Consider the following 22,047-nt stretch of genomic DNA (forward strand, 5'->3'; position numbering starts at 1 on the left):
GCGGGTCGGGTGCGGGTCGGGTGCGGGTCGGCAGCCCTAGAGTGACGCCCATGCGCGCTTGGCTGAACGGCACTCTCCTGACCGACCCGACGCAGGGTGCGGTGGCTGTCACCGACCACGGCTTCACGGTGGGGGACGGAGTCTTCGAGGCGGTCAAGACCCTTCACGGCGAGCCGTTCGCGCTGACCCGTCACCTCGCCCGCCTCGAGCGCAGCGCCGCCGGTCTCGGACTCCCGGCGCCCGACCTCGCGGACGTACGCCGCGGCGTCGCCGCAGTCCTCGCCGACGGCGCGACCGGCGACCCGATCGGGCGCCTGCGCATCACCTGGACGGCCGGCCCGGCGCCGATGGGCTCGGGCCGCGGCGGGGGCCCGGCGACGCTGGTCGTGGCCTACAGCGCCATCGACGTCGCGGCGAGCGAGACGACGGTCGTGACCGTCCCGTGGAGCCGCAACGAGCACGGCGCCACCGCCGGCCTCAAGACCACGTCGTACGCCGAGAACGTCATCGCGCTGGCCCACGCGCAGGCGCATGGCGGGACCGAGGCGATCTTCGCCAACACCGCGGGCCACCTCTGCGAGGGCACCGGCTCCAACATCTTCTACGTCCTCGACGGCGAGCTGCGCACCCCGAGCCTGGCCGCCGGCTGCCTCGCCGGGATCACCCGCGAGCTGGTCGTCGAGTGGTGCGGCGCACGTGAGGTCGACGAGCCGCTGGCCGACGTGCGCGAGCGGGCGAGCGAGGCCTTCCTGGTGTCCACCACGAGGGACGTCCAGGCCATCGCCCGGTGGGACGACCGCGAGCTCCCCGCGCCCGGACCGGTCACGCAGAGGTGTGCGGAGACCTGGGCCGCCCGCGAGGCTGAGACCATGGATCCATGAGCAACACCAGCTCGGGCCTCGACCCCGCGATCGCCGCTCGCCTGCGCCACACCGCCGAGGGCCTCGTGCCCGTCGTCGTGCAGCAGCACGGCTCGGGCGAGGTGCTGATGCTGGCCTGGGTCGACGACGAGGCGCTCGCCCGCACCATCGACACCGGCCGAGCGACCTACTGGTCACGCTCGCGCCGCGAGTACTGGGTCAAGGGCGACACGTCCGGCCACGTGCAGTGGGTCAAGGAGGTCCGGCTCGACTGCGACGGCGACACGCTGCTCTTCGTCGTCGACCAGGTCGGTGCTGCCTGCCACACCGGCGACCACACCTGTTTCGACGCCGACCTGGTGCACCGGGTCGATGGCTGAGCCGGTCGAGCAGCCGCGACCGCCCCGCGGGACGTTCGGACCCGTCGTCGCGCTCGGCCTCGCCTCCGCCGCGCTGGGCGCGTACGCCGCGAGCAAGCCCTGGGTCACCGGGACGGGGGCGGAGTCGGCTGTCGGAGTGGCATCGACGGCCTTCGGCGAGATCGCGTCCTCGCCGCTGGGCACGGCCCTGGCCTTCGTGGTCCTGGCCTGCTGGGGCGTCCTGCTTGTCACGCGCGGTCGCTTCCGGCGCGGGATCGCCGGCCTGGCCGTGCTCGCCGCCCTCGGCTACGTCGCGACCGTCGCGTGGGCGCCGTTCAGCCTGCCGGACCACCTCGTCGAGCAGGTGCGCGTGCGCACCGGGGGAGTGCTCGACGAGACGTCGCTCACCGGCTGGTTCTGGCTCGCGGTGGTCGCCGCGCTCCTCGTGCTGACGAGCACCCTCCTCGCGCTGCGCCTCGTCCGCACGTGGCCGGAGATGGGCAGCCGGTACGACTCGCCCGCCGGTGCGCGCGAGGCGACGACGGAGCAGCCCACCGACAACATCGACATCTGGAAGGCGCTCGACGAGGGCCGCGACCCGACCGCCTGAGCCACCGCCCGACCCCACCGCCTAGACTTCGGCGCGGACCCGCCGACCCGACGAAGGAGCACCCACGATGGCTGCAGGCCACGGCAACACCCCCGCTGCTTGGACCGCGGTGTCGGTCGCGATGCTCGGCTTCGTGGTGGGCAGCGTCGCCCTGCTCCAGGTGCCGACGCAGATGACCCTGCTGTGGATCGGCATCATCGTCGCCGTGCTGGCGTTCCCGCTGTTCCTCGTGCTCTCCAAGCTCGGCTTCCACGCCTCCGACCACTGAGCCGTCCGGTCGGCCCTCACGCCGTCCGTCCACTGGCACCGGTCCCGCTGGGGCTGGAGTCGGGTGAGAGGCTGATCCCATGCCTGCGACCGGTTCCGTGCTCGACGACATCGTCGCCGGCGTACGCGAGGACCTCGCGCGCCGCGAGGCCGCGCTCCCGCTGGGCGAGCTGCTCGCCCACCTCGCCGACGCCCCCGCACCGCGCGACCCGATGCCGCACTTCCGGGCGCGTGGCTCGAGTGTCATCGCCGAGGTGAAGCGCCGCAGCCCCAGCAAGGGCGCCCTCGCCGACATCCCCGACCCGGCGGCCCTCGCCGCGGCCTACGCGCGGGGTGGCGCCGCGGCGATCTCGGTGCTCACCGAGGAGCGCCGCTTCGGCGGCAGCCTCGACGACCTGCGTGCCGTACGCGCCGCGGTCGAGACGCCGGTCCTGCGCAAGGACTTCATCGTCGAGACCTACCAGCTCGTCGAGGCCCGCGCCGCCGGTGCCGACCTCGCGCTGCTGATCGTCGCCGCCCTCGACGACGACACCCTGCGCCGCCTCCACGACGAGGCCGGCGAGCTCGGCCTGACCGTCCTCGTGGAGGTCCACGACGAGGCCGAGACCGAGCGCGCGCTCGCCCTCGACGCCGAGCTCATCGGCGTCAACAGCCGCAACCTCAAGACCCTCGAGGTGGACGCCGACGTCTTCGGCCGCCTCGCCCCCCAGATCCACGCCGACGTCGTCAAGGTCGCCGAGAGCGGCATCGGCGGGGTGGGCGACGTCGAGCGCTTCGTCCGCGAGGGAGCGGGAGTCGTGCTGGTCGGCGAGGCACTGGTGAAGGACGGCGACCCCGAGGCCGCCGTACGAGCAATGACAGGAGTGACTGCACCGTGAGCGTGAGCGTGCCCAGTGGTCCGATGAGGTACGAGGCCGACGAGCGCGGCTACTTCGGGGAGACGTGGGGCGGGCGCTTCATGCCCGAGGCCCTCGTCGCCGCGCTCGACGAGCTGACCGACGCGTGGCGGGAGGCGATGGCCGACGAGGCGTTCGTCGGCGACTTCGAGCGGGTGCTGCGCGACTACGCCGGCACCCCCAGCCGGCTCTACCACGCCGAGCGGCTCTCCGAGCTCGTCGGCGCCCGCGTGCTGCTCAAGCGCGAGGACCTCAACCACACCGGCGCCCACAAGATCCGCAACGTGCTCGGCCAGGCGCTGCTGACCAGGCGGATGGGCAAGACCCGCGTCATCGCCGAGACCGGCGCCGGGCAGCACGGCGTCGCGAGCGCCACCGCGGCCGCATGGTTCGACCTCGACTGCACCGTCTACATGGGCGCGGTCGACACGCGCCGCCAGGCGCTCAACGTCGCCCGCATGCAGCTCCTCGGGGCGAAGGTCGTGCCCGTCGAGTCCGGCAGCGCGACGCTGAAGGACGCGATCAACGAGGCGCTGCGCGACTGGGTCGCCAGCGTCGACCACACCGCCTACCTCTTCGGCACGGCCGCCGGCCCGCACCCGTTCCCGAGCATGGTGCGCGACTTCTGCCGTGGCATCGGCGACGAGGCCCGCGCCCAGTGCCTCGAGCAGTACGGCGTGCTGCCCGATGCCATCGCGGCGTGCGTCGGCGGTGGGTCCAATGCCATCGGCCTGTTCACCGCGTTCCTCGAGGACGAGAACGTCGAGATCCACGGCTTCGAGCCCGGTGGCGACGGCGTCGAGACCGGCCGGCACGCCGCGACCATCCACGCCGGTGAGGCGGGGGTGCTGCACGGCGCCCGCACCTACGTCCTCCAGGACGAGGACGGCCAGACGGTCGAGTCGCACTCGATCTCGGCCGGCCTCGACTACCCCGGCGTGGGGCCGCAGCACTCGTGGCTGTCCGCGGCCGGGCGGGCGACGTACACGCCTGTCACGGACGCCCAGGCGATGGAGGCCATGGCGCTGCTGAGCCGTACGGAAGGCATCATCCCGGCCATCGAGTCGGCCCACGCCGTCGCCGGCGCCCTCGACGTCGCCAAGCGGCTCGGGCAGGAGAAGGGTCCCGACGCGACGGTGCTCATCAATCTGAGCGGTCGCGGCGACAAGGACATGGGCACCGCCATCGAGTGGTTCGGGCTCGGCGACGCCGAGGAGGGCCCGGAGTCGGACCTCGAGCAGGCCTCGGCGGAGGTCGTGGAGTGACGTCGACGAGCACCGCGTTCGCGACGGCGCGCGAGGAGGGCCGGGCAGCGCTCGTCGGCTACCTCCCCGCCGGCTATCCCACCGTCGAGGGCTCGATCAGGGCGCTCCGGACGATGGTCGAGGCGGGCTGCGACGCCATCGAGATCGGCCTGCCCTACAGCGACCCGGTGATGGACGGGCCCACCATCCAGGCCGCCGCGCAGGCGGCGCTCGACGGCGGCGTACGCACCGCGGACGTCCTGCGGGTCGTCGAGGCCGTCGCGGAGACCGGTGTCCCGACCCTGGTGATGACCTACTGGAACCCGATCGAGCGCTACGGCGTGCGCCGGTGGGCCGCCGACCTGGCCGCCGCCGGGGGAGCGGGCATGATCACGCCCGACATCACCCCCGACCACGGCGGCGAGTGGATCGCCGCGGCCGACGAGCACGGCCTCGACAAGGTGTTCCTCGTCGCGCCGAGCTCCACCGACGAGCGGGTCGCGATGACCGCCAGGGAGAGCCGCGGCTTCGTCTACGCCGCCGCCGTCATGGGCGTCACGGGCGCCCGCGAGTCGAGCTCGGACCTCGCCGGGCCGCTGGTCGCGCGCGTGCGTGCGGGCGGCGACGTCCCCGTCGCGGTCGGCATCGGCGTCAGCACCGGGGACCAGGCCGCCGAGGTGGCTGCCTACGCCGACGGCGTGATCGTCGGCTCCGCGTTCGTCCGGTGCCTGCTCGACCACGAGGGTGACGAGGCCGCCGGGCTCGACGCGCTGCGCGCCCTCACCACCGACCTCGCCGCGGGCGTACGCCGTGCGCGGTCGTAGGGCGCTGGGTTCGCTCGCCCTGCTCGCACTGCTGACCGCCTGCGGCGGGGGTGCGACGGGCTCGAGCGGCGAGATGGAGCTGAGCGGCACCCCGCTGGACCCGCCCGCCCAGGTGGTCGCGACGCCGCTCGTCGACACCGCCGGCGACGCGTACAGCCTGGTCGACGACACCGACAAGGACCTCACGCTCGTCTTCTTCGGCTACACCAACTGCCCCGACATCTGCGGGCAGGTGATGGCCACGCTCGCCGGGACGCTCGCCCGGCTCGACGACAGCGAGAAGGAGCAGCTCGACGTGGTCTTCGTGACCACCGACCCGGCGCGGGACGACGTGGCGGTCGTGGACGAATACGTCAGTGCCTTCGACCCGAGCATCATCGGGCTGACCGGCGACCTCGACGACATCGTCGAGGTCGGCAAGAGCCTCTACGTCGGGGTCGACCAGGGCGAGAAGCTGCCGAGCGGCGGCTATGACGTCACCCACGGCACGCGGGTGATGGCCATCGACGCCGACGACCAGACCCCCATCATGTGGGACCACGACGTCTCGCAGGCCCAGCTGGCCCACGACGTCCTCATGTTGCTCGACGAAGGATGATGCTCCCCATGTTCTCGATGGTCTCCCTGCCGGCGCCGCTCGTGACCCTGATGTCCATCCCGAGCCCCGCCGACGGGGTGTGGAACCTCGGCCCCGTGCCGATCCGCGGCTACGCGCTCAGCATCATCCTCGGCATCGTGCTCGCCATCTGGATCGGCGAGCGCCGCTGGGTCGCGCGCGGGGGCACGGCGGGCGAGGTCAGCGACCTGGCGATCTGGGGCGTGCCCTTCGGCCTCGTCGGCGGGCGTCTCTACCACGTGATCACCGACTGGGAGCTCTACTTCGGCGAGGGCCGCAACCCCGTCACCGCGCTGTACATCTGGCGTGGTGGCCTCGGCATCTGGGGAGCGATCGCCCTCGGTGCGCTCGGTATCTGGCTGGGCGCGCGCTCGCGCGGGATCAGGCTGCTCCCGCTCCTCGACGCCATCGCGCCGGGCGTGCTCGTCGCGCAGGCGGCGGGACGATGGGGCAACTGGTTCAACCAGGAGCTCTACGGCCGCCCCACCGACCTGCCCTGGGCCCTCGAGATCGACGTCGCCCACCGGCCGGCGGAGTACCTCGACGTGGCGACCTACCACCCGACCTTCCTCTACGAGTGCCTGTGGAACCTCGCCGCCTTCGCCGTGCTCATCTGGCTCGACCGTCGCTTCCGCCTCGGGCACGGTCGCGTGGCCGCGCTCTACGTGATGCTCTACACCGCCGGGCGCGGCTGGATCGAGAACCTGCGCATCGACGACGTGCAGATGGACGACGTCCTCGGCCTGCGGCTCAACGTGTGGACCTCGATCGTGCTGTTCGTCCTCGCGACGATCTATCTCGCGTGGTCCGCGCGCCGGCACCCCGGTCGCGAGGAGACGGTCCGCACCCGCGAGCCGAAGGCCGACACGGACACGGCACCGGACACCGAGCCGGAGCACGGGGCGGACGGCGGGTCGGACGCTGACAGCAAGCCGTCGACCGGTCCCACGGCCTGACACGTCGTAGGCCACCGGCGGGAGCCGGTGATAGGTTCCGTTGTGCTCGGGCCAACGTCGTCCCCAGCGGAAACGCCCACCCCCCGTGACCTGCCAGGCCCGTGTGCTGGCGGCCGGGACGACGACGGGAGAACCAGTGTCCTCGACGCACGCGTTCCCGCCGAACTTCCCTCCTGCGCAGGGTCTCTACGACCCTCGCCACGAGAAGGACGCCTGCGGTGTCGCCATGGTGGCGACCCTGACCGGTGAGGCCAGCCACGACATCGTGGCCAAGGCACTCACCGCGCTCCGCAACCTCGACCACCGCGGCGCTGCCGGCGCCGAGGTCAACTCCGGTGACGGCGCCGGGATCCTGCTCCAGGTGCCCGACGCGTTCCTGCGCGAGGTCACCGCCGAGCTCGGCTTCGAGCTGCCCCCCGCACGTGCGTACGCCGTGGGCACCGCCTTCCTGCCCGGCGACGCCGACGCGGTGGCGGGCACCCGCCGGCGCATCGAGGAGATCGCCGACGAGGAGGGCCTCACGGTCCTCGGCTGGCGCGAGGTCCCGGTCGACGACTCCACGCTCGGCGCCACCGCCCGCAGCGTGATGCCCGCCTTCGCCCAGGTCTTCGTGGCCGGCAAGGGCTCGCGGGTCACCGGCATGGCGCTGGAGCGCCTGGCTTTCTGCCTGCGCAAGCGCGCCGAGTCCGAGACCGACGTCTACTTCCCGTCGCTGTCCTCGCGGACCCTGGCCTACAAGGGCATGCTCACCACCGACCAGCTCGACCGGGTGTTCCCCGACCTGACCGACGAGCGGGTCGCGTCGGCGATGGCGGTCGTGCACTCGCGCTTCTCCACCAACACGTTCCCCAGCTGGCCGCTGGCCCACCCGTTCCGGTACATCGCCCACAACGGCGAGATCAACACCGTGATGGGCAACCGCAACTGGATGCGCGCCCGCGAGGCGCTGCTGCAGAGCGACCTGATCCCGGGCGACCTCGACCGGCTCTTCCCGATCTGCACGCCCGGCGCGTCCGACTCGGCGTCCTTCGACGAGGTGCTCGAGCTGCTGCACCTCGGCGGCCGCTCGCTGCCGCACGCCGTGCTGATGATGATCCCCGAGGCGTGGGAGAACCACCGCGAGATGGACGCCCAGCGTCGGGCGTTCTACGAGTTCCACTCCATGCTCATGGAGCCGTGGGACGGCCCCGCCTGCGTGGTGTTCACCGACGGCACCCAGATCGGCGCGGTCCTCGACCGCAACGGCCTGCGGCCCTCGCGCTACTGGGTCACCGACGACGGCCTCGTCGTGCTGGCCTCCGAGGTCGGCGTGCTCGACCTCGACCCCGCCACGGTCGTCCGCAAGGGCCGGCTCCAGCCCGGCAAGATGTTCCTCGTCGACACCGTCGAGCACCGCATCATCGAGGACGAGGAGATCAAGGGACAGCTCGCCGCCGAGCACCCCTACGACGAGTGGCTGCACGCCGGCCTGGTGCACCTCGACGACATCGACGACCTCGAGCACATCGTCCACACGCACGCCTCGGTGACGCGCCGCCAGCAGATCTTCGGCTACACCGAGGAGGAGCTGCGCGTCCTGCTCAGCCCGATGGCCAACACCGGCGGCGAGGCGCTCGGGTCGATGGGCACCGACACCCCGATCGCGGCCCTCAGCGAGAAGCCGCGCCTGCTGTTCGACTACTTCTCCCAGCTGTTCGCGCAGGTGACCAACCCGCCGCTCGACGCGATCCGCGAGGAGCTCGTGACGTCGCTGAGCGGTTCCATCGGCCCCGAGGCCAACCTGCTCGAGCCGACCCCGGCGTCGTGCCGCCAGATCGTGCTGCCGTTCCCGGTGTTCTCCAACGACGACCTGGCCAAGATCCGCCACATCAACCGCAACGGCGACATGCCCGGCTTCCAGGTGCACATCGTCCGCGGCCTCTACGACGTCGAGGGCGGGGGAGCGGCGCTGGAGGCGCGCATCGACGAGCTCTGTGCCGAGGTCTCCGCGGCGATCGCCGACGGCGCCCGGATCATCGTGCTCTCCGACCGGCACTCGACCGCCGAGCTCGCGCCGATCCCGTCGCTGCTGCTCACCGGCGCGATCCACCACCACCTCGTGCGCGAGAAGACCCGTACGCAGGTCGGTCTCCTCGTCGAGGCCGGTGACGTCCGCGAGGTGCACCACGTGGCGCTGCTGGTCGGCTACGGCGCCGCCGCGGTCAACCCCTACCTCGCCATGGAGTCGGTGGAGGACCTCGCCCGCGAGGCCTACTACGTCAAGGTGGACCCCGAGCAGGCCGTCGCCAACCTGATCAAGGCGCTCGGCAAGGGCGTGCTCAAGGTGATGTCCAAGATGGGCGTCTCCACCGTCGCCTCCTACACGGGCGCGAAGATCTTCGAGTCCGTGGGCCTGTCCCAGGCGGTCATCGACCGCTACTTCAGCGGCACCACCTCCAAGCTGGGCGGCATCGAGCTCGACACGATCGCCGAGGAGGTGGCGCGCCGGCACGCCACGGCGTACCCGCGCAAGGGCATCGCTCCTGCGCACCGCGAGCTGGCGATCGGCGGCGAGTACCAGTGGCGCCGCAGCGTGAAGGGGGACGCCGAGCCCCACCTGTTCGACCCCGAGACGGTCTTCCGGCTCCAGCACTCCACCCGCACCGGCAGCTACGACATCTTCAAGCAGTACACCGACCGGGTGAACCAGCAGTCCGAGCGGCTGATGACCCTGCGTGGGCTCTTCACCTTCAAGAACGGCGTCCGCGAGCCCATCGACATCGACGAGGTCGAGCCGGTCTCGGAGATCGTCAAGCGCTTCTCCACCGGCGCGATGTCCTACGGCTCGATCAGCCAGGAGGCGCACGAGACCCTCGCGATCGCGATGAACCGGCTGGGCGGCAAGTCCAACACCGGTGAGGGCGGCGAGGACCCGGACCGCCTCTACGACCCCGAGCGGCGCTCGTCGATCAAGCAGGTCGCGTCGGGCCGCTTCGGCGTGACGTCGGAGTACCTCACCAACGCCGACGACATCCAGATCAAGATGGCGCAGGGCGCGAAGCCCGGTGAGGGCGGTCAGCTGCCCGGTCACAAGGTCTACCCGTGGGTGGCCAAGACCCGGCACTCGACCCCGGGCGTCGGCCTGATCAGCCCGCCGCCGCACCACGACATCTACTCCATCGAGGACCTGGCGCAGCTGATCCACGACCTCAAGAACGCCAACCCGGCCGCGCGCATCCACGTGAAGCTCGTGTCCGAGGTCGGCATCGGCACGGTCGCGGCCGGCGTCTCCAAGGCCCACGCCGACGTGGTGCTGGTCTCGGGGCACGACGGCGGCACCGGTGCCTCGCCGCTCACCTCGCTCAAGCACGCGGGCGGTCCCTGGGAGCTCGGCCTCGCCGAGACCCAGCAGACGCTGCTGCTCAACGGGCTGCGCGACCGGATCGTCGTGCAGGCCGACGGCCAGCTCAAGACCGGACGCGACGTGGTGATCGCCGCGCTGCTCGGCGCCGAGGAGTACGGCTTCGCCACCGCTCCGCTGGTCGTGAGCGGCTGCATCATGATGCGGGTCTGCCACCTCGACACGTGTCCGGTGGGCGTGGCCACGCAGAACCCGGTGCTCCGCGAGCGCTACAGCGGCCAGGCCGAGTACGTCGTGAACTTCTTCGAGTTCATCGCCCAGGAGGTCCGCGAGCTGCTGGCCGAGCTCGGCTTCCGCACACTCGACGAGGCGATCGGCCAGGTCGGCACGCTCGACGTCGCCAGCGCGGTCGACCACTGGAAGGCCGCGGGCCTCGACCTCAGGCCGATCCTGCACCAGGCCTCGGCCCACGGGGAGTTCGGCCAGTTCGAGGACCAGGACCTGCGCAACACCAAGACCCAGGACCACGGCCTCGACAAGGCGCTCGACAACGAGCTCATCGCCATCGCCGCACCGGCGCTGGAGTCCGGGGAGCCCGTACGCGCGCAGGTCGCGGTCCGCAACGTGAACCGCACGGTCGGCACGATGCTCGGCCACGAGGTCACCAAGCGCTACCGCGGCGAGGGTCTGCCCGACGGCACGATCGACATCACCCTGACCGGCTCGGCCGGCCAGTCGTTCGGCGCGTTCGTGCCGCGCGGGGTGACCCTGCGCTTGGAGGGCGACGCCAACGACTACATCGGCAAGGGCCTCTCCGGCGGCCGGATCGTGGTCCGGCCCGACCGGGCCGCCACGTTCGAGGCCTCGGAGCAGATCATCGGTGGCAACACCATCGGCTACGGCGCCACGTCCGGCCAGATCTTCCTCAGCGGCCGCGTCGGCGAGCGGTTCTGCGTACGCAACTCGGGTGCGCGGGCCGTCGTCGAGGGCGTGGGCGACCACGGCTGCGAGTACATGACCGGGGGAGTGGTGGTCGTGCTCGGCCCGACCGGGCGCAACTTCGCGGCCGGCATGTCCGGCGGCTACGCGTTCGTGCTCGACCTCGACGAGCAGCGGGTCAACCCCGAGCTGGTCGAGCTCTCCCCGGTCACCGGCAAGGCCGCCGACGAGCTCAAGGCGCTCGTCGAGCAGCACGCGGAGGAGACCGGCTCCGCCGTCGCCGCCGCGCTCCTCGCCGACTGGGACAGCTCGCTGGCGCGCTTCACCGAGGTGATGCCCAGCGACTTCAAGCGCGTGCTCGAGGCCCGCGAGGAGGCCCTCGAGGACGGCCTCGACGAGGAAGAGGCCGCCGCGCGGATCATGGAGGTCCTCCATGGGTGAGCACAGCGCACAGACCATCGACCACGCACTGGCGAAGAAGGTGAACCAGCATGGCTGACCCCAAGGGATTCCTGAAGCACGGCCGCGAGGTCGCCTCGCGCCGTGACGTCGCCGAGCGGGTCCAGGACTGGGACGAGGTCTACCCCGACGGCATCGGGCGCGCGCTGCTCCCGATCATCAACACCCAGGCCGGACGCTGCATGGACTGCGGCATCCCGTTCTGCCACCAGGGCTGCCCGCTGGGCAACATCATCCCGGAGTGGAACGACCTCGTCTGGCGCGACGACTGGGACGGCGCGATGGACCGGCTCCACGCGACCAACAACTTCCCGGAGTTCACCGGTCGCCTCTGCCCGGCGCCGTGCGAGACCGCGTGCGTCCTGGGGATCAACCAGGACCCGGTGACCATCAAGAACGTCGAGGTCTCGATCATCGATCGCGCGTGGGGCTCGGGCTACGTCCGCCCTGAGCCGCCGGAGTGGCTCTCGGGCAAGACCGTGGCGGTCATCGGGTCCGGCCCCGCCGGGCTCGCGGCCGCCCAGCAGCTCACCCGGGCAGGGCACACCGTCGCGGTCTACGAGCGCGCCGACAAGATCGGCGGGCTGCTGCGCTACGGCATCCCCGAGTTCAAGATGGAGAAGAAGCACCTCGACCGGCGCCTGGACCAGATGCGCCGTGAGGGCACCGTCTTCCGGGCCGGCGTGGACGTCGGTGGAGACCTGACCGGCGAGAAGCTGCTCGACCGCTACGACGCGGTGGTGCTGGCGATGGGGGCGACCGCTGCGCGTGACCTGCCTGTCCCGGGCCGCGAGCTGGGTGGGATCCACCAGGCCATGGAGTTCCTGCCGCAGGCCAACCGCGCGTCGGTCGGCGAGGCCCCGACGACGGACGGCTCGGAGCAGATCGTGGCCACCGGCAAGGACGTCGTCATCATCGGCGGCGGTGACACCGGCGCCGACTGCCTCGGCACCTCGATCCGCCAGGGCGCGAAGTCCATCACGCAGCTCGAGATCATGCCGCAGCCCGGCGCCGACCGTCCGGAAGGGCAGCCGTGGCCGACGTACCCCATGACCTTCAGGGTCTCCTCGGCCCACGAGGAGGGCGGCGACCGCGTCTACGCCGTGTCGACGCAGGAGTTCCTCGGTGACGACGACGGCAACGTCTCCGCGCTGCGGCTCGTCGAGGTCGACGCGAAGTTCCAGCCCGTCGAGGGCACCGAGCGGGAGATCCCGGCCCAGCTGGTGCTGCTCGCGATGGGCTTCGTCGGGCCCGAGAAGCCGGGCCTCGTCGAGCAGCTCGGGGTGGAGCTCGACGGCCGCGGCAACGTCAGCCGCGACGAGTCGTACGCCGCGTCGGTGCCGGGCGTCTACGTCGCCGGCGACGTGGGCCGCGGACAGTCGCTGATCGTCTGGGCGATCGCCGAGGGGCGCAGCGCGGCCGCGTCGGTCGACGCCTACCTCACCGGCTCGACCACGCTGCCCGCGCCGATCAAGCCGCACGAGCGCCCGCTGGTCGTCTGACCCGCTCGCGCTGTCACGCCGGGTTGGTGCGTGTTCCACCCATGCTCTACGGGGGTGGCTACAGGTACCAACCCGGCGTCACAGCTGGCGGACGGTTGCTTGGATCGTTCCAATATCCGCTAGGGTTGGGCCCGTGCGTAGAGCAAAGATCGTCTGCACCCTCGGCCCCGCGGTGAACACCCCGGAGGGGATCCGGGCACTCGTCGATGCAGGAATGGACGTCGCCCGGCTCAACATGAGCCACGGCGCGTACGCCGACCACGAGGCCGTCTACCGGCTGGTCCGCCAGGCGTCCGACGACACCGGCCACGCGATCGGCATCTTCGCCGACCTGCAGGGTCCCAAGATCCGGCTGGAGACCTTCGCCGACGGACCGGTGAAGCTCAAGCGCGGCGCGACGTTCACCATCACCACGCGCGACGTCGAGGGCACCGCCGAGGTCTGCGGAACGACCTACAAGGGCCTGCCCGGTGACGTGAAGCCCGGTGACCCGCTCCTCATCGACGACGGCAAGGTGCGCCTCAAGGTGGTCTCCGTCGACGACACCGACGTGGTCACCGAGGTCGTCGTGCCCGGCAAGGTGTCCAACAACAAGGGCATCAACCTGCCCGGCGTCGCCGTGTCGGTGCCGGCGCTGTCCGACAAGGACACCGAGGACCTGCGGTGGGCGCTCAAGCTCGGGGTCGACTTCATCGCGCTGAGCTTCGTGCGACACGCCGGCGACGCAGAGGACGTGCGCGCCGTGATGCGCGAGGAGGGCATCTTCGTCCCGATCATCGCCAAGATCGAGAAGCCGCAGGCCATCGAGAACATCGACGAGATCGTCGACGCCTTCGACGGGATCATGGTGGCGCGCGGCGACCTCGGCGTGGAGTGCCCGCTCGAGGACGTGCCGATCCACCAGAAGCTCATCATCGACAAGGCCCGTCGCTACGCCAAGCCCGTCATCGTCGCCACCCAGATGCTCGAGTCGATGATCAGCGCGCCCGCGCCCACGCGCGCCGAGGCGAGCGACGTCGCCAACGCGGTGCTCGACGGGGCCGACGCCGTGATGCTGTCGGGCGAGACGAGCGTGGGGGAGTACCCCATCGTGGCCGTGCAGACCATGGCCCGCATCGTGGAGTCCACCGAGGACCACGGCCTCAGCCACATGGCAGCCGTGGCGTGGAACCCGCAGACCCGCGGCGGCATCATCGCCAAGGCTGCGGCCGAGGTGGCCGAGCGCGTGGGTGCGAAGTACGTCGTCGCGTTCACGGTCAGCGGTGACTCGGCCAAGCGCCTCTCGCGCTACCGCGGCCCGATCCCGATCCTCGCCTTCACGCCCCGACCCCGGACCCGCTCCCAGCTCGCCCTGACCTGGGGCATCGAGACCTTCCTCGGCGCCGACGTCGAGCACACCGACGAGATGGTCCGCCAGGTCGACGAGGCGCTGCTCGACATCGGTCGCGTCAAGAAGGGCGACCTGGTCGTGCTCATCGCCGGCAGCCCGCCCGGCATCCCCGGCTCGACCAACGCGCTCCGCATCCACCGCATGGGTGACGCGATCGACGGCGCTGCGCCGGCGTACCGACGCCCGCGCTGATCACGCCTTCGGGCTGATGAGCTCGTCGAGGCGCGCGACGGCGTCCCTCCGCGACACTGACACGACCCGTGCTCGTGAGCGGCGCCATGGAACCTCCACGAGGTCCAGCGCCCAGGTGCACAGGCCGAGGATGTCCTCGGACGCGTTGACGAACTGCCACCTCGGGTAGTCGTAGCGCTTCTTCTCGCCTCTCACCACGCGTGTCGCCCAGTTGTTGACCCGGCACCCGTCCGAATGGAACAGGCCGCGGAGGAAGTCCGCGGGGAAGGCCCGCACGGCCTCGGCCTGCCACTCCTCGAGGACGATCGCTCGCTCGTGCTTGCGCCCCGGTCCGTGCTGGGGGAACAGGCAGAGCCAGTGCTTCCAGGAGACCGTGGTGATGACGGCTCCTGGGGCCAGTCGGGTGTGTGGCTTCCCGCCGGGCTTCACCTGCGACATCAGGTCGATCAGTCGGGCGTTGGCCACCGGGTAGGTCCGGTCGTTGATCACGTGCAGGTTGTAGACACCTCGCCGCCCCAGGGTGATGTGACCGTCGCCGAGGTACCAGCCGAGCAGTTCGGCGTACGCCTGGTCTGCGAGCGGCGCGCCGTCGCAGCGCGGGCAAGGTGGTGCGAGGTGGCCCTGCCCGCGCGGTTCGCCGCGGCGCTGGTAGAGGCGGCGCCAGCGACGGATCGTCTTGGTCACGACGCCGTGCAGCGCTGCGTTGTCGGCGTCCCGCATGCCGTCGTCGGAGCACCGGAGTGCGGAGTCCACCACGGACTGCGGACGTACGTGCGGCATGTCGTGAGGATGCCTGGATGCACCGACAAGGGCGTCTCGGTGCCGGGTGTGGGAGTCGAACCCACACGCCCTTGCGGGCAGTGGTGTTTGAGACCACCGCGTCTGCCATTCCGCCAACCCGGCTAGGTGGGCAAACGGTAGCGGAACTAGCCTTGCCGTCGTGACCCAGCCTGCTGACGCCACTCCCGCCCACGACGTACGCCGTGTCGTGATCGCCGAGGACGAGGCCCTCATCCGCATGGACCTCGCCGAGATGCTCGGCGAGGAGGGCTACGAGGTCGTCGGGCAGGCCGGGGACGGCCAGAAGGCCGTCGAGCTGGCCCGCGAGCTGCGGCCCGACCTGGTGATCCTCGACGTCAAGATGCCCGTGCTCGACGGCATCGCGGCCGCGGAGGCGATCGCGGGCGAGCGGATCGCGCCGGTCGTGATCCTGACGGCGTTCTCGCAGCGCGACCTCGTCGCGCGGGCTCGCGACGCCGGCGCGATGGCCTACCTCGTGAAGCCGTTCCAGCGCGGCGACCTGGTGCCCGCGATCGAGATGGCCGTGAGCCGGTACGCCGAGATCGCGGTGCTGGAGCGCGAGGTCTCCGACCTCCAGGAGTCGCTCGCCACCCGCAAGTCGGTCGACCGCGCCAAGAGCGTGCTCCAGGAGAAGCTCGGACTGAGCGAGCCCGATGCGTTCCGCTGGATCCAGAAGACCGCGATGGACCTGCGCCTGTCGATGAAGCAGGTGGCCGACGGGGTCGTGGAGCACGGCGTCGCCGGGCTGGGCGCAGACGGGCCTTCCTGACGGCGTCCGGCACCCGTCGCCGCAGATCCGACGGCACATCGGGGCACAGGCCGGACGGAAGCGTGGATGGCATGCCGAGCAACGCCCGCGTTTCCGGTGCAGACCACTTGGTCACGAAACGGCAACGGCACGAACCTGCGGGCGCTCAACCGTGTCCCGTGCCACATTCCGAGTGTTAGGTTCCCGGCACGAGGCTGCCGAGGTGGACAGCCCACTTAGAACTACGGAGGGATCCATGATCCGCTCATCCAAGTCCTGGCAGGCCGTCGCGGTCGCGGCGGTGGCCGGTTTGGTGCTGACCGCCTGTGGCACGACCGAGGACAGCGGCGACGACGGGGGCAGCAGCGGCGGTGGCGGCGGCGAGGCTGCCTGCGACCTGAAGCTGGCCTTCTTCGGCCCGGAGACCGGCCCCGCAGCCGGTCTCGGCAAGCCGATCATCCAGGGTGCCGAGCTGGCCGTCTCGCAGTACAACGAGGACGCCGACTGCGAGGTCGAGCTGGTCAACTACGACTCGCAGGGCTCGCCCGACGAGGCCCCCGCACTGGCGACCGAGATCGCCGGCGACGAGTCGATCATCGGCGTCGTCGGTCCCGCGTTCTCCGGTGAGTCCGCGGCCGCCGGCCCGATCTTCGCCGAGGCCGGTGTCCCGACGGTGAGCCCGTCGGCCACCAACCCCGCGCTGTCCGAGAACGGCTGGGACACCTTCCACCGCGCGCTCGGCAACGACGCGACCCAGGGCCCGGCTGCTGCCGCCTACATCAAGGACACGCTGCAGGCCGAGAGCACCTTCGTCATCGATGACGCCTCCGAGTACGGCGCCGGCCTGGCCGGCATCGTCGAGGAGGACCTCGGCGCCGACGCCGTCGCCGGCACGGACACCATCCAGGTCGGTGACACCGACTTCGCTGCGACCGTCTCCAAGGTCGTCGACTCGGAGGCCGACGCGGTCTTCTTCGGTGGCTACTACGCCGAGGCGACGATCCTCATCGGCCAGCTCCGCCAGGGTGGCTTCGAGGGCACGTTCGTCGTGGCCGACGGCGTGAAGGACCCGGCTTTCCTCGACGCCGGTGACGCAGCCGAGGGCAGCATCATCACCTGCCCGTGCATCCCCGACACCGACCCGGCCGTGGCCGACTTCGCCAGCGCCTACGAGGAGGAGTTCGGCGAGGCCGCCGGCACCTACGCGGCCGAGGCGTACGACGCCGCGACGATCTTCCTCGACGGCATCGGCGAGGGCATCAGCGACCGCGAGGCGATGCTGGAGTTCGTCAACGGGTACGACGAGGCCGGCATCACCAAGCAGCTGTCGTTCGACGAGACGGGCGAGCCGGCCGACGTCAAGGTCTACGCCTACAAGGTCGAGGGCGGCGAGATCGTCCCCGACGGCGAGATCGGCTGACATAGACGACTGAGTCGTCACAGCATGGCAACAGGCGCGGCCGGGGACTTCCTCCCCGGCCGCGCCACTGTCCACGATCCGATGGCTGACCCCCGGCCAGGAGGCCTTGCGTGAACTTCGAGTTCTTCTTCAACAACTTGCCCGGACTGACACTCTCCGGGCTGGCGTTCGGCGCGATCTACGCGCTGATCGCGCTCGGCTACACGATGGTCTACGGCGTCCTGCAGCTGATCAACTTCGCCCACTCCGAAGTCTTCATGTACGGCACCTTCGCCATGTTGTGGACGGTGATGGCGCTCGGCGGGGCTGATGCCAACGGTGCGAAGCTCATCGCCATCCTCCTCGCCTCCCTGGTGGCGGCGATGGCGATGTCGGCCGTCGTCGCCCTGATCCTCGAACGGGTCGCCTACCGACCACTGATCAACCGCAACGCGCCACGGCTCATCGCGCTCATCTCGGCCATCGGCGCGAGCTTCGTTCTCGCCGAGCTGATGGGCCTGCGTGACAGGGTCGCGGGGTGGGTCGGCCTCGACGACGACCTCTCGGACTACGTCGGCAAGGCCCGCATCAACAACAGCATCGCCGGCGTCGTCGACGCACCGCGCTGGGACATCGCGGGGATCAACGTGTCGAGCATCGACCTGCTGGTCATCTTCTCCGCCGTCGCGATGATGGTCGTCGTCGACCAGTTCGTCCGTCGGTCCAAGCTGGGCAAGGGCATCCGCGCGACGGCCCAGGACCCCGAGACCGCCTCCATGATGGGTGTGAACCCCACGCGCACCATCCAGATGACCTTCCTCATCGGCGGCCTGATGGCCGGTGTCGCGGCGTTCCTCTACATGCTCAAGATCGAGACGACGAAGTTCGACGTCGGCTTCCTGCTCGGCGTCAAGGCGTTCACCGCCGCCGTCCTCGGTGGCATCGGCAACCTGCGTGGCGCCCTCCTCGGCGGCCTGGTCCTCGGGGTGGCCGAGATCTGGGGATCGGCGCTGCTCGGCACGGAGTGGCGCCACGTGGTCGCCTTCGTCCTGCTGGTGGTCATCCTGCTCTTCCGGCCCACGGGCCTGTTGGGTGAGTCGCTCGGAAAGGCCCGCGCATGAGCAAGCTCAAGCTGTCACTGTCGAAGCTCCCCAAGCCGGTCAAGATCACGGTGTGGGTGCTCCTCGCGCTCCTCGCCTACGCCCTGCCGCTGCTGGAGCCGCCCTTCATCACCACCCCCGGAGTCGACTTCGGTGGCGTCCTCTTCGTGGTGACGATGTACTGCCTGGTCGCACTCGGCCTCAACATCGTGGTCGGGTACGCCGGACTGCTCGACCTCGGTTACGTCGGCTTCTACGCCGTCGGCGCGTACACCGCCGCCATCCTCACGTCGTTCCACGCCAACTGGCCGCTGCTCTTCGCGCTCCCGATCGCGGTGCTCGCCAGCACCATCTCGGGGGTCCTGCTCGGTGCGCCGACGCTGCGCGTACGCGGCGACTACCTCGCGATCGTCACGCTGGGCTTCGGCGAGATCATCCGCCTGGTCGCGGTCAACACCGAGTGGCTGGGCGAGCGGAAGGGCATCAGCAACATCGCCCGCCCGCCGAGCGTCGGGGGGACCGAAGGGCTCTTCGAGATCCCGCACCTCAACTGGGACTCCGGCGTGCCCCTCCTCGACTTCAACGACAGCACGAAGTTCCTCGTGTTCGGCGTGCTGGACCAGATCCCGTACTACTGGTTGGGCCTCACCGTCGTCATCATCATGCTGTTCGCCGACTACCTCATCAAGAACAGCCGGGTCGGCCGGGCCTGGGAGGCGACGCGGGAGGACGAGGACGCCGCCGAGCTGATGGGCGTGCCCACCTTCCGGTTCAAGCTCCTCGCCTTCGCGACCGGCGCCTTCATCGGCGGTCTCGCGGGTGCGCTCTACGCCAGCCGCCAGAACTTCATCAATCCCGACTCGTTCCTCCTGCTCTTCTCGATCCTGTTCCTGGCCGCCGTCGTGGTGGGTGGACAGGGCAACCGCTGGGGCGTCCTGGTGGGCGCGACCCTGGTGGCGTACCTGCCGCAGCGCTTCCGCGAGTTCGACGACTTCCGCGTGCTGGTGTTCGGGCTCGCCCTCGTGGCGCTCGCGATCCTGCGACCGGAGGGACTGTTCCCGCCGAAGCGGACCGTCAGGGCCAAGCAGCTGGAGCACGAGCTCGAGGAACTGGAAGTGGGAACCGATGGAGAGGAGAAGGCACGTGCCTGACTCACGCATCCTCGAGGTGGACCAGCTCACCCTGAAGTTCGGCGGTCTGACGGCGCTCGACAACGTCAGCTTCGACATCAAGGAGGGCGAGATCCTCGGCCTCATCGGCCCCAACGGGGCCGGCAAGACGACCTGCTTCAACGCCATCACCGGCGTCTACAAGCCGACCTCCGGGACCATCCGGTTCAACGGTGAGTCCCTGGCCGGCAAGAAGAGGTTCGAGATCACCCAGGCCGGGATCGCCCGGACGTTCCAGAACATCCGCCTGTTCCCGACGATGACCGCGCTCGAGAACGTCCTGGTGGGCGCGGACGCGCAGCACTCCACCGGCATGTTCAGCGCCCTCTTCCGGCTGCCGAAGCACCGCCGCGAGGAGGCTGCCGGCCACGACATGGCGATGGAGCTGCTGCGCTTCATGGGCCTGGCCAAGCAGGCCGACGAGCTGGCGGCCAACCTGTCCTACGGTGACCAGCGCCGGCTCGAGATCGCGCGCGCCATGGCGACGCAGCCCAAGCTGATCTGTCTCGACGAGCCGGCGGCCGGCTTCAACCCCCAGGAGAAGCGGATCCTGATGGACCTGATCCGCAAGGTCCGCGACCGGGGGTTCACCGTGCTGCTCATCGAGCACGACATGCGCCTGGTGATGGGCGTGACCGACCGGATCGTGGTGCTCGAGTTCGGCAAGAAGATCGCCGAGGGCGCCCCGGCGGAGATCCGCGACAACCCTGCGGTGATCGCCGCCTACCTCGGAGTGGAGGAAGAAGATGCTTCTTGAGGTGGAGGGGCTGTGTGTCAACTACGGGCACATCGAAGCCATCCGTGACATCAGCTTCAACGTGCCGGAGGGCAGCGTCACGACCCTGATCGGCGCCAACGGCGCCGGCAAGACGACGACCCTGAAGACGCTCTCGGGCATCCGCAAGGTGCGGGCCGGCTCGGTGAAGTTCGACGGCAAGGACATCACCCACTCGCAGCCGTACGACCGGGTGAAGCTGGGCATCAGCCAGTCGCCCGAGGGACGCCGCTGCTTCGTCGGCATGACCGTGCGCGAGAACCTCGACATGGGCGCCTTCGTGCGCAGCGACCGCAAGAGCAAGGCCTACCAGGAGGACATGGACCGGGTGCTGACGCTCTTCCCGCGTCTGTCCGAGCGGATCAACCAGTCCGCCGGCACCATGTCGGGTGGCGAGCAGCAGATGCTGGCGATCGGTCGCGCGCTGATGGCGCGTCCGCGGCTGCTGCTGCTCGACGAGCCGTCGATGGGTCTGGCGCCCAAGCTGATCGCGCAGATCTTCTCGATCATCAAGGAGATCAACGCGCAGGGCACCACGGTGCTGCTGGTCGAGCAGAACGCCGCGCAGGCGCTCAAGGCCGCGGACGACGCCCACATCCTCGAGACGGGCGAGATCGTCCGCTCGGGCAAGGGCAGCGAGCTCGCCGGTGACGACTCGGTGAAGGCCGCCTACCTCGGCGGGGACATCTGAGTCGACGCCGACCCGTTCACGCAACAGGGCCCAGCCGATCCGGCTGGGCCCTGTCCATGCATCGATCGGTCAGGGTCTCGACACGCGGGTCACGGCTTCGCAGGCTCAGCCGTGCCGCTTGCTCGACCTCCTGTGATCTCGGTCCGCTGGCGCGTCCCGGTCACAGGACCTTGGAGAGGAACGCCTGGGTCCGCTCGTGCTGCGGGTTGGCCAGCACCTCGCGCGGGTCGCCCTCCTCGACGATGACGCCGCCGTCCATGAAGACGAGCTTGTCGCCCACCTCGCGGGCGAAGCCCATCTCGTGGGTCACGACCATCATGGTCATGCCCTCGCCGGCGAGGGTCTTCATCACCTCGAGCACGTCGCCGACCAGCTCGGGGTCGAGCGCCGACGTCGGCTCGTCGAAGAGCATCATGTCGGGGTCCATCGACAGGGCACGCGCGATCGCCACGCGCTGCTGCTGGCCGCCCGACAGGTGAGCGGGGTAGACGTTCTCGCGACCGCTCAGCCCGACCTTCTCGAGGTTGGCCCGGGCGACCTCGATGGCCTCCTTCTTGGACCGCCCCTTCACCTTCTGCTGCGCCACCGTGAGGTTGCGCAGCACGTTCATGTGGGGGAAGAGGTTGAACTGCTGGAAGACCATGCCGATGCGCGAGCGGATGGCGTCGAGGTCGGTCTCGGGGTCGATGATGTCGACCCCCTCGACCAGGATCTGCCCGCTGTCGGGCTCCTCGAGGCGGTTCACGCAGCGCAGCAGCGTCGACTTGCCCGAGCCCGACGGGCCGATCACGCAGACGACCTCGCCGTTGTCGACGTGGAAGTCGATGCCCTCGAGGACCTTGTTGGACCCGAAGGACTTGTGCAGGTCACGGATCTGGATGGCGGGAGCCGCCTGGACGCTCGTGGTCAT

At 70.4% G+C, this 22,047-nt stretch carries 20 protein-coding genes and 1 tRNA gene; 18 read left to right on the plus strand and 3 right to left on the minus strand.

Going from position 1 to position 22,047, the window contains the following annotated elements; genetic code table 11:
- Positions 1-50: 50 nt before the first annotated feature.
- From AC57BS_RS18940 to pyk, 12 genes are all read left to right on the plus strand, one after another.
- On the plus strand, positions 51-881 hold the full coding sequence (locus tag AC57BS_RS18940) for an aminotransferase class IV (RefSeq protein ID WP_496412999.1): 831 nt from the start codon (positions 51-53) through the stop codon (positions 879-881).
- Positions 878-1,240: a phosphoribosyl-AMP cyclohydrolase gene (gene hisI, locus AC57BS_RS18945; protein WP_496413000.1), complete on the plus strand. Its 363-nt coding sequence runs from the start codon at positions 878-880 to the stop codon at positions 1,238-1,240. The genes AC57BS_RS18940 and hisI overlap by 4 nt, the downstream gene beginning before the upstream one ends.
- A complete protein-coding gene (locus AC57BS_RS18950; protein ID WP_496413001.1) occupies positions 1,233-1,829 on the plus strand; it encodes a Trp biosynthesis-associated membrane protein in 597 nt (198 codons plus the stop codon). Before hisI ends, AC57BS_RS18950 begins: the two co-directional genes overlap by 8 nt.
- Before the next feature lie 67 nt (positions 1,830-1,896).
- Positions 1,897-2,097, plus strand: coding sequence for an HGxxPAAW family protein (locus AC57BS_RS18955; protein ID WP_496413002.1), 201 nt, complete (start codon positions 1,897-1,899; stop codon positions 2,095-2,097).
- A 79-nt stretch (positions 2,098-2,176) separates the two neighbouring features.
- Positions 2,177-2,974 (plus strand): indole-3-glycerol phosphate synthase TrpC, encoded by a 798-nt coding sequence (gene trpC / locus AC57BS_RS18960; RefSeq protein ID WP_496413003.1) that lies wholly within the window; start codon positions 2,177-2,179, stop codon positions 2,972-2,974.
- 23 nt (positions 2,975-2,997) lie between these two features.
- Positions 2,998-4,257: a tryptophan synthase subunit beta gene (gene trpB / locus AC57BS_RS18965; protein ID WP_496413004.1), complete on the plus strand. Its 1,260-nt coding sequence runs from the start codon at positions 2,998-3,000 to the stop codon at positions 4,255-4,257.
- A complete protein-coding gene (trpA, locus tag AC57BS_RS18970; protein ID WP_496413005.1) occupies positions 4,254-5,060 on the plus strand; it encodes a tryptophan synthase subunit alpha in 807 nt (268 codons plus the stop codon). Before trpB ends, trpA begins: the two co-directional genes overlap by 4 nt.
- Positions 5,047-5,658 carry an SCO family protein gene (locus AC57BS_RS18975; protein ID WP_496413006.1) on the plus strand — a complete coding sequence of 204 codons (612 nt, stop codon included), beginning with the start codon at positions 5,047-5,049 and terminating at the stop codon, positions 5,656-5,658. The genes trpA and AC57BS_RS18975 overlap by 14 nt, the downstream gene beginning before the upstream one ends.
- A gap of 8 nt (positions 5,659-5,666) precedes the next feature.
- Positions 5,667-6,632, plus strand: coding sequence for a prolipoprotein diacylglyceryl transferase (lgt, locus tag AC57BS_RS18980; protein WP_496413007.1), 966 nt, complete (start codon positions 5,667-5,669; stop codon positions 6,630-6,632).
- 136 nt (positions 6,633-6,768) lie between these two features.
- Positions 6,769-11,352: a glutamate synthase large subunit gene (gene gltB / locus AC57BS_RS18985; protein WP_496413008.1), complete on the plus strand. Its 4,584-nt coding sequence runs from the start codon at positions 6,769-6,771 to the stop codon at positions 11,350-11,352.
- A 50-nt stretch (positions 11,353-11,402) separates the two neighbouring features.
- Entirely contained in the window at positions 11,403-12,872 is a 1,470-nt protein-coding gene (locus AC57BS_RS18990; RefSeq protein ID WP_496413009.1) for a glutamate synthase subunit beta, read from the plus strand.
- A 133-nt stretch (positions 12,873-13,005) separates the two neighbouring features.
- A complete protein-coding gene (pyk, locus tag AC57BS_RS18995; RefSeq protein ID WP_496413010.1) occupies positions 13,006-14,454 on the plus strand; it encodes a pyruvate kinase in 1,449 nt (482 codons plus the stop codon).
- Here the strand turns inward: pyk and AC57BS_RS19000 are convergent, their stop codons facing one another.
- Entirely contained in the window at positions 14,455-15,234 is a 780-nt protein-coding gene (locus tag AC57BS_RS19000; protein WP_496413011.1) for a transcriptional regulator, read from the minus strand.
- 40 nt (positions 15,235-15,274) lie between these two features.
- Positions 15,275-15,357, minus strand: a tRNA-Leu gene (locus tag AC57BS_RS19005).
- Positions 15,358-15,394: 37 nt separating this feature from the next.
- Between AC57BS_RS19005 and AC57BS_RS19010 the strand changes: the two genes are divergently transcribed.
- The 6 genes from AC57BS_RS19010 (at position 15,395) to AC57BS_RS19035 (ending at position 21,137) form a co-directional block, all read left to right on the plus strand.
- Positions 15,395-16,024: an ANTAR domain-containing response regulator gene (locus AC57BS_RS19010; RefSeq protein WP_496413012.1), complete on the plus strand. Its 630-nt coding sequence runs from the start codon at positions 15,395-15,397 to the stop codon at positions 16,022-16,024.
- A gap of 235 nt (positions 16,025-16,259) precedes the next feature.
- Positions 16,260-17,423 (plus strand): branched-chain amino acid ABC transporter substrate-binding protein, encoded by a 1,164-nt coding sequence (locus AC57BS_RS19015; RefSeq protein ID WP_496413013.1) that lies wholly within the window; start codon positions 16,260-16,262, stop codon positions 17,421-17,423.
- Positions 17,424-17,533: 110 nt separating this feature from the next.
- Positions 17,534-18,523, plus strand: a complete 990-nt coding sequence (locus AC57BS_RS19020) for a branched-chain amino acid ABC transporter permease (RefSeq protein ID WP_496413014.1) — start codon at positions 17,534-17,536, stop codon at positions 18,521-18,523.
- On the plus strand, positions 18,520-19,653 hold the full coding sequence (locus AC57BS_RS19025; RefSeq protein ID WP_496413015.1) for a branched-chain amino acid ABC transporter permease: 1,134 nt from the start codon (positions 18,520-18,522) through the stop codon (positions 19,651-19,653). The genes AC57BS_RS19020 and AC57BS_RS19025 overlap by 4 nt, the downstream gene beginning before the upstream one ends.
- Positions 19,646-20,428 (plus strand): ABC transporter ATP-binding protein, encoded by a 783-nt coding sequence (locus AC57BS_RS19030; protein ID WP_496413016.1) that lies wholly within the window; start codon positions 19,646-19,648, stop codon positions 20,426-20,428. Before AC57BS_RS19025 ends, AC57BS_RS19030 begins: the two co-directional genes overlap by 8 nt.
- Complete coding sequence (locus AC57BS_RS19035; RefSeq protein ID WP_496413017.1) at positions 20,418-21,137, plus strand: ABC transporter ATP-binding protein; 720 nt, start codon at positions 20,418-20,420, stop codon at positions 21,135-21,137. The genes AC57BS_RS19030 and AC57BS_RS19035 overlap by 11 nt, the downstream gene beginning before the upstream one ends.
- 160 nt (positions 21,138-21,297) lie before the next feature.
- Here the strand turns inward: AC57BS_RS19035 and AC57BS_RS19040 are convergent, their stop codons facing one another.
- On the minus strand, positions 21,298-22,047 hold the full coding sequence (locus tag AC57BS_RS19040; protein WP_496413018.1) for an amino acid ABC transporter ATP-binding protein: 750 nt from the start codon (positions 22,045-22,047) through the stop codon (positions 21,298-21,300).

It is taken from the genome of Nocardioides sp. BGA-UO-ETr-FS32, assembly GCF_059567905.1.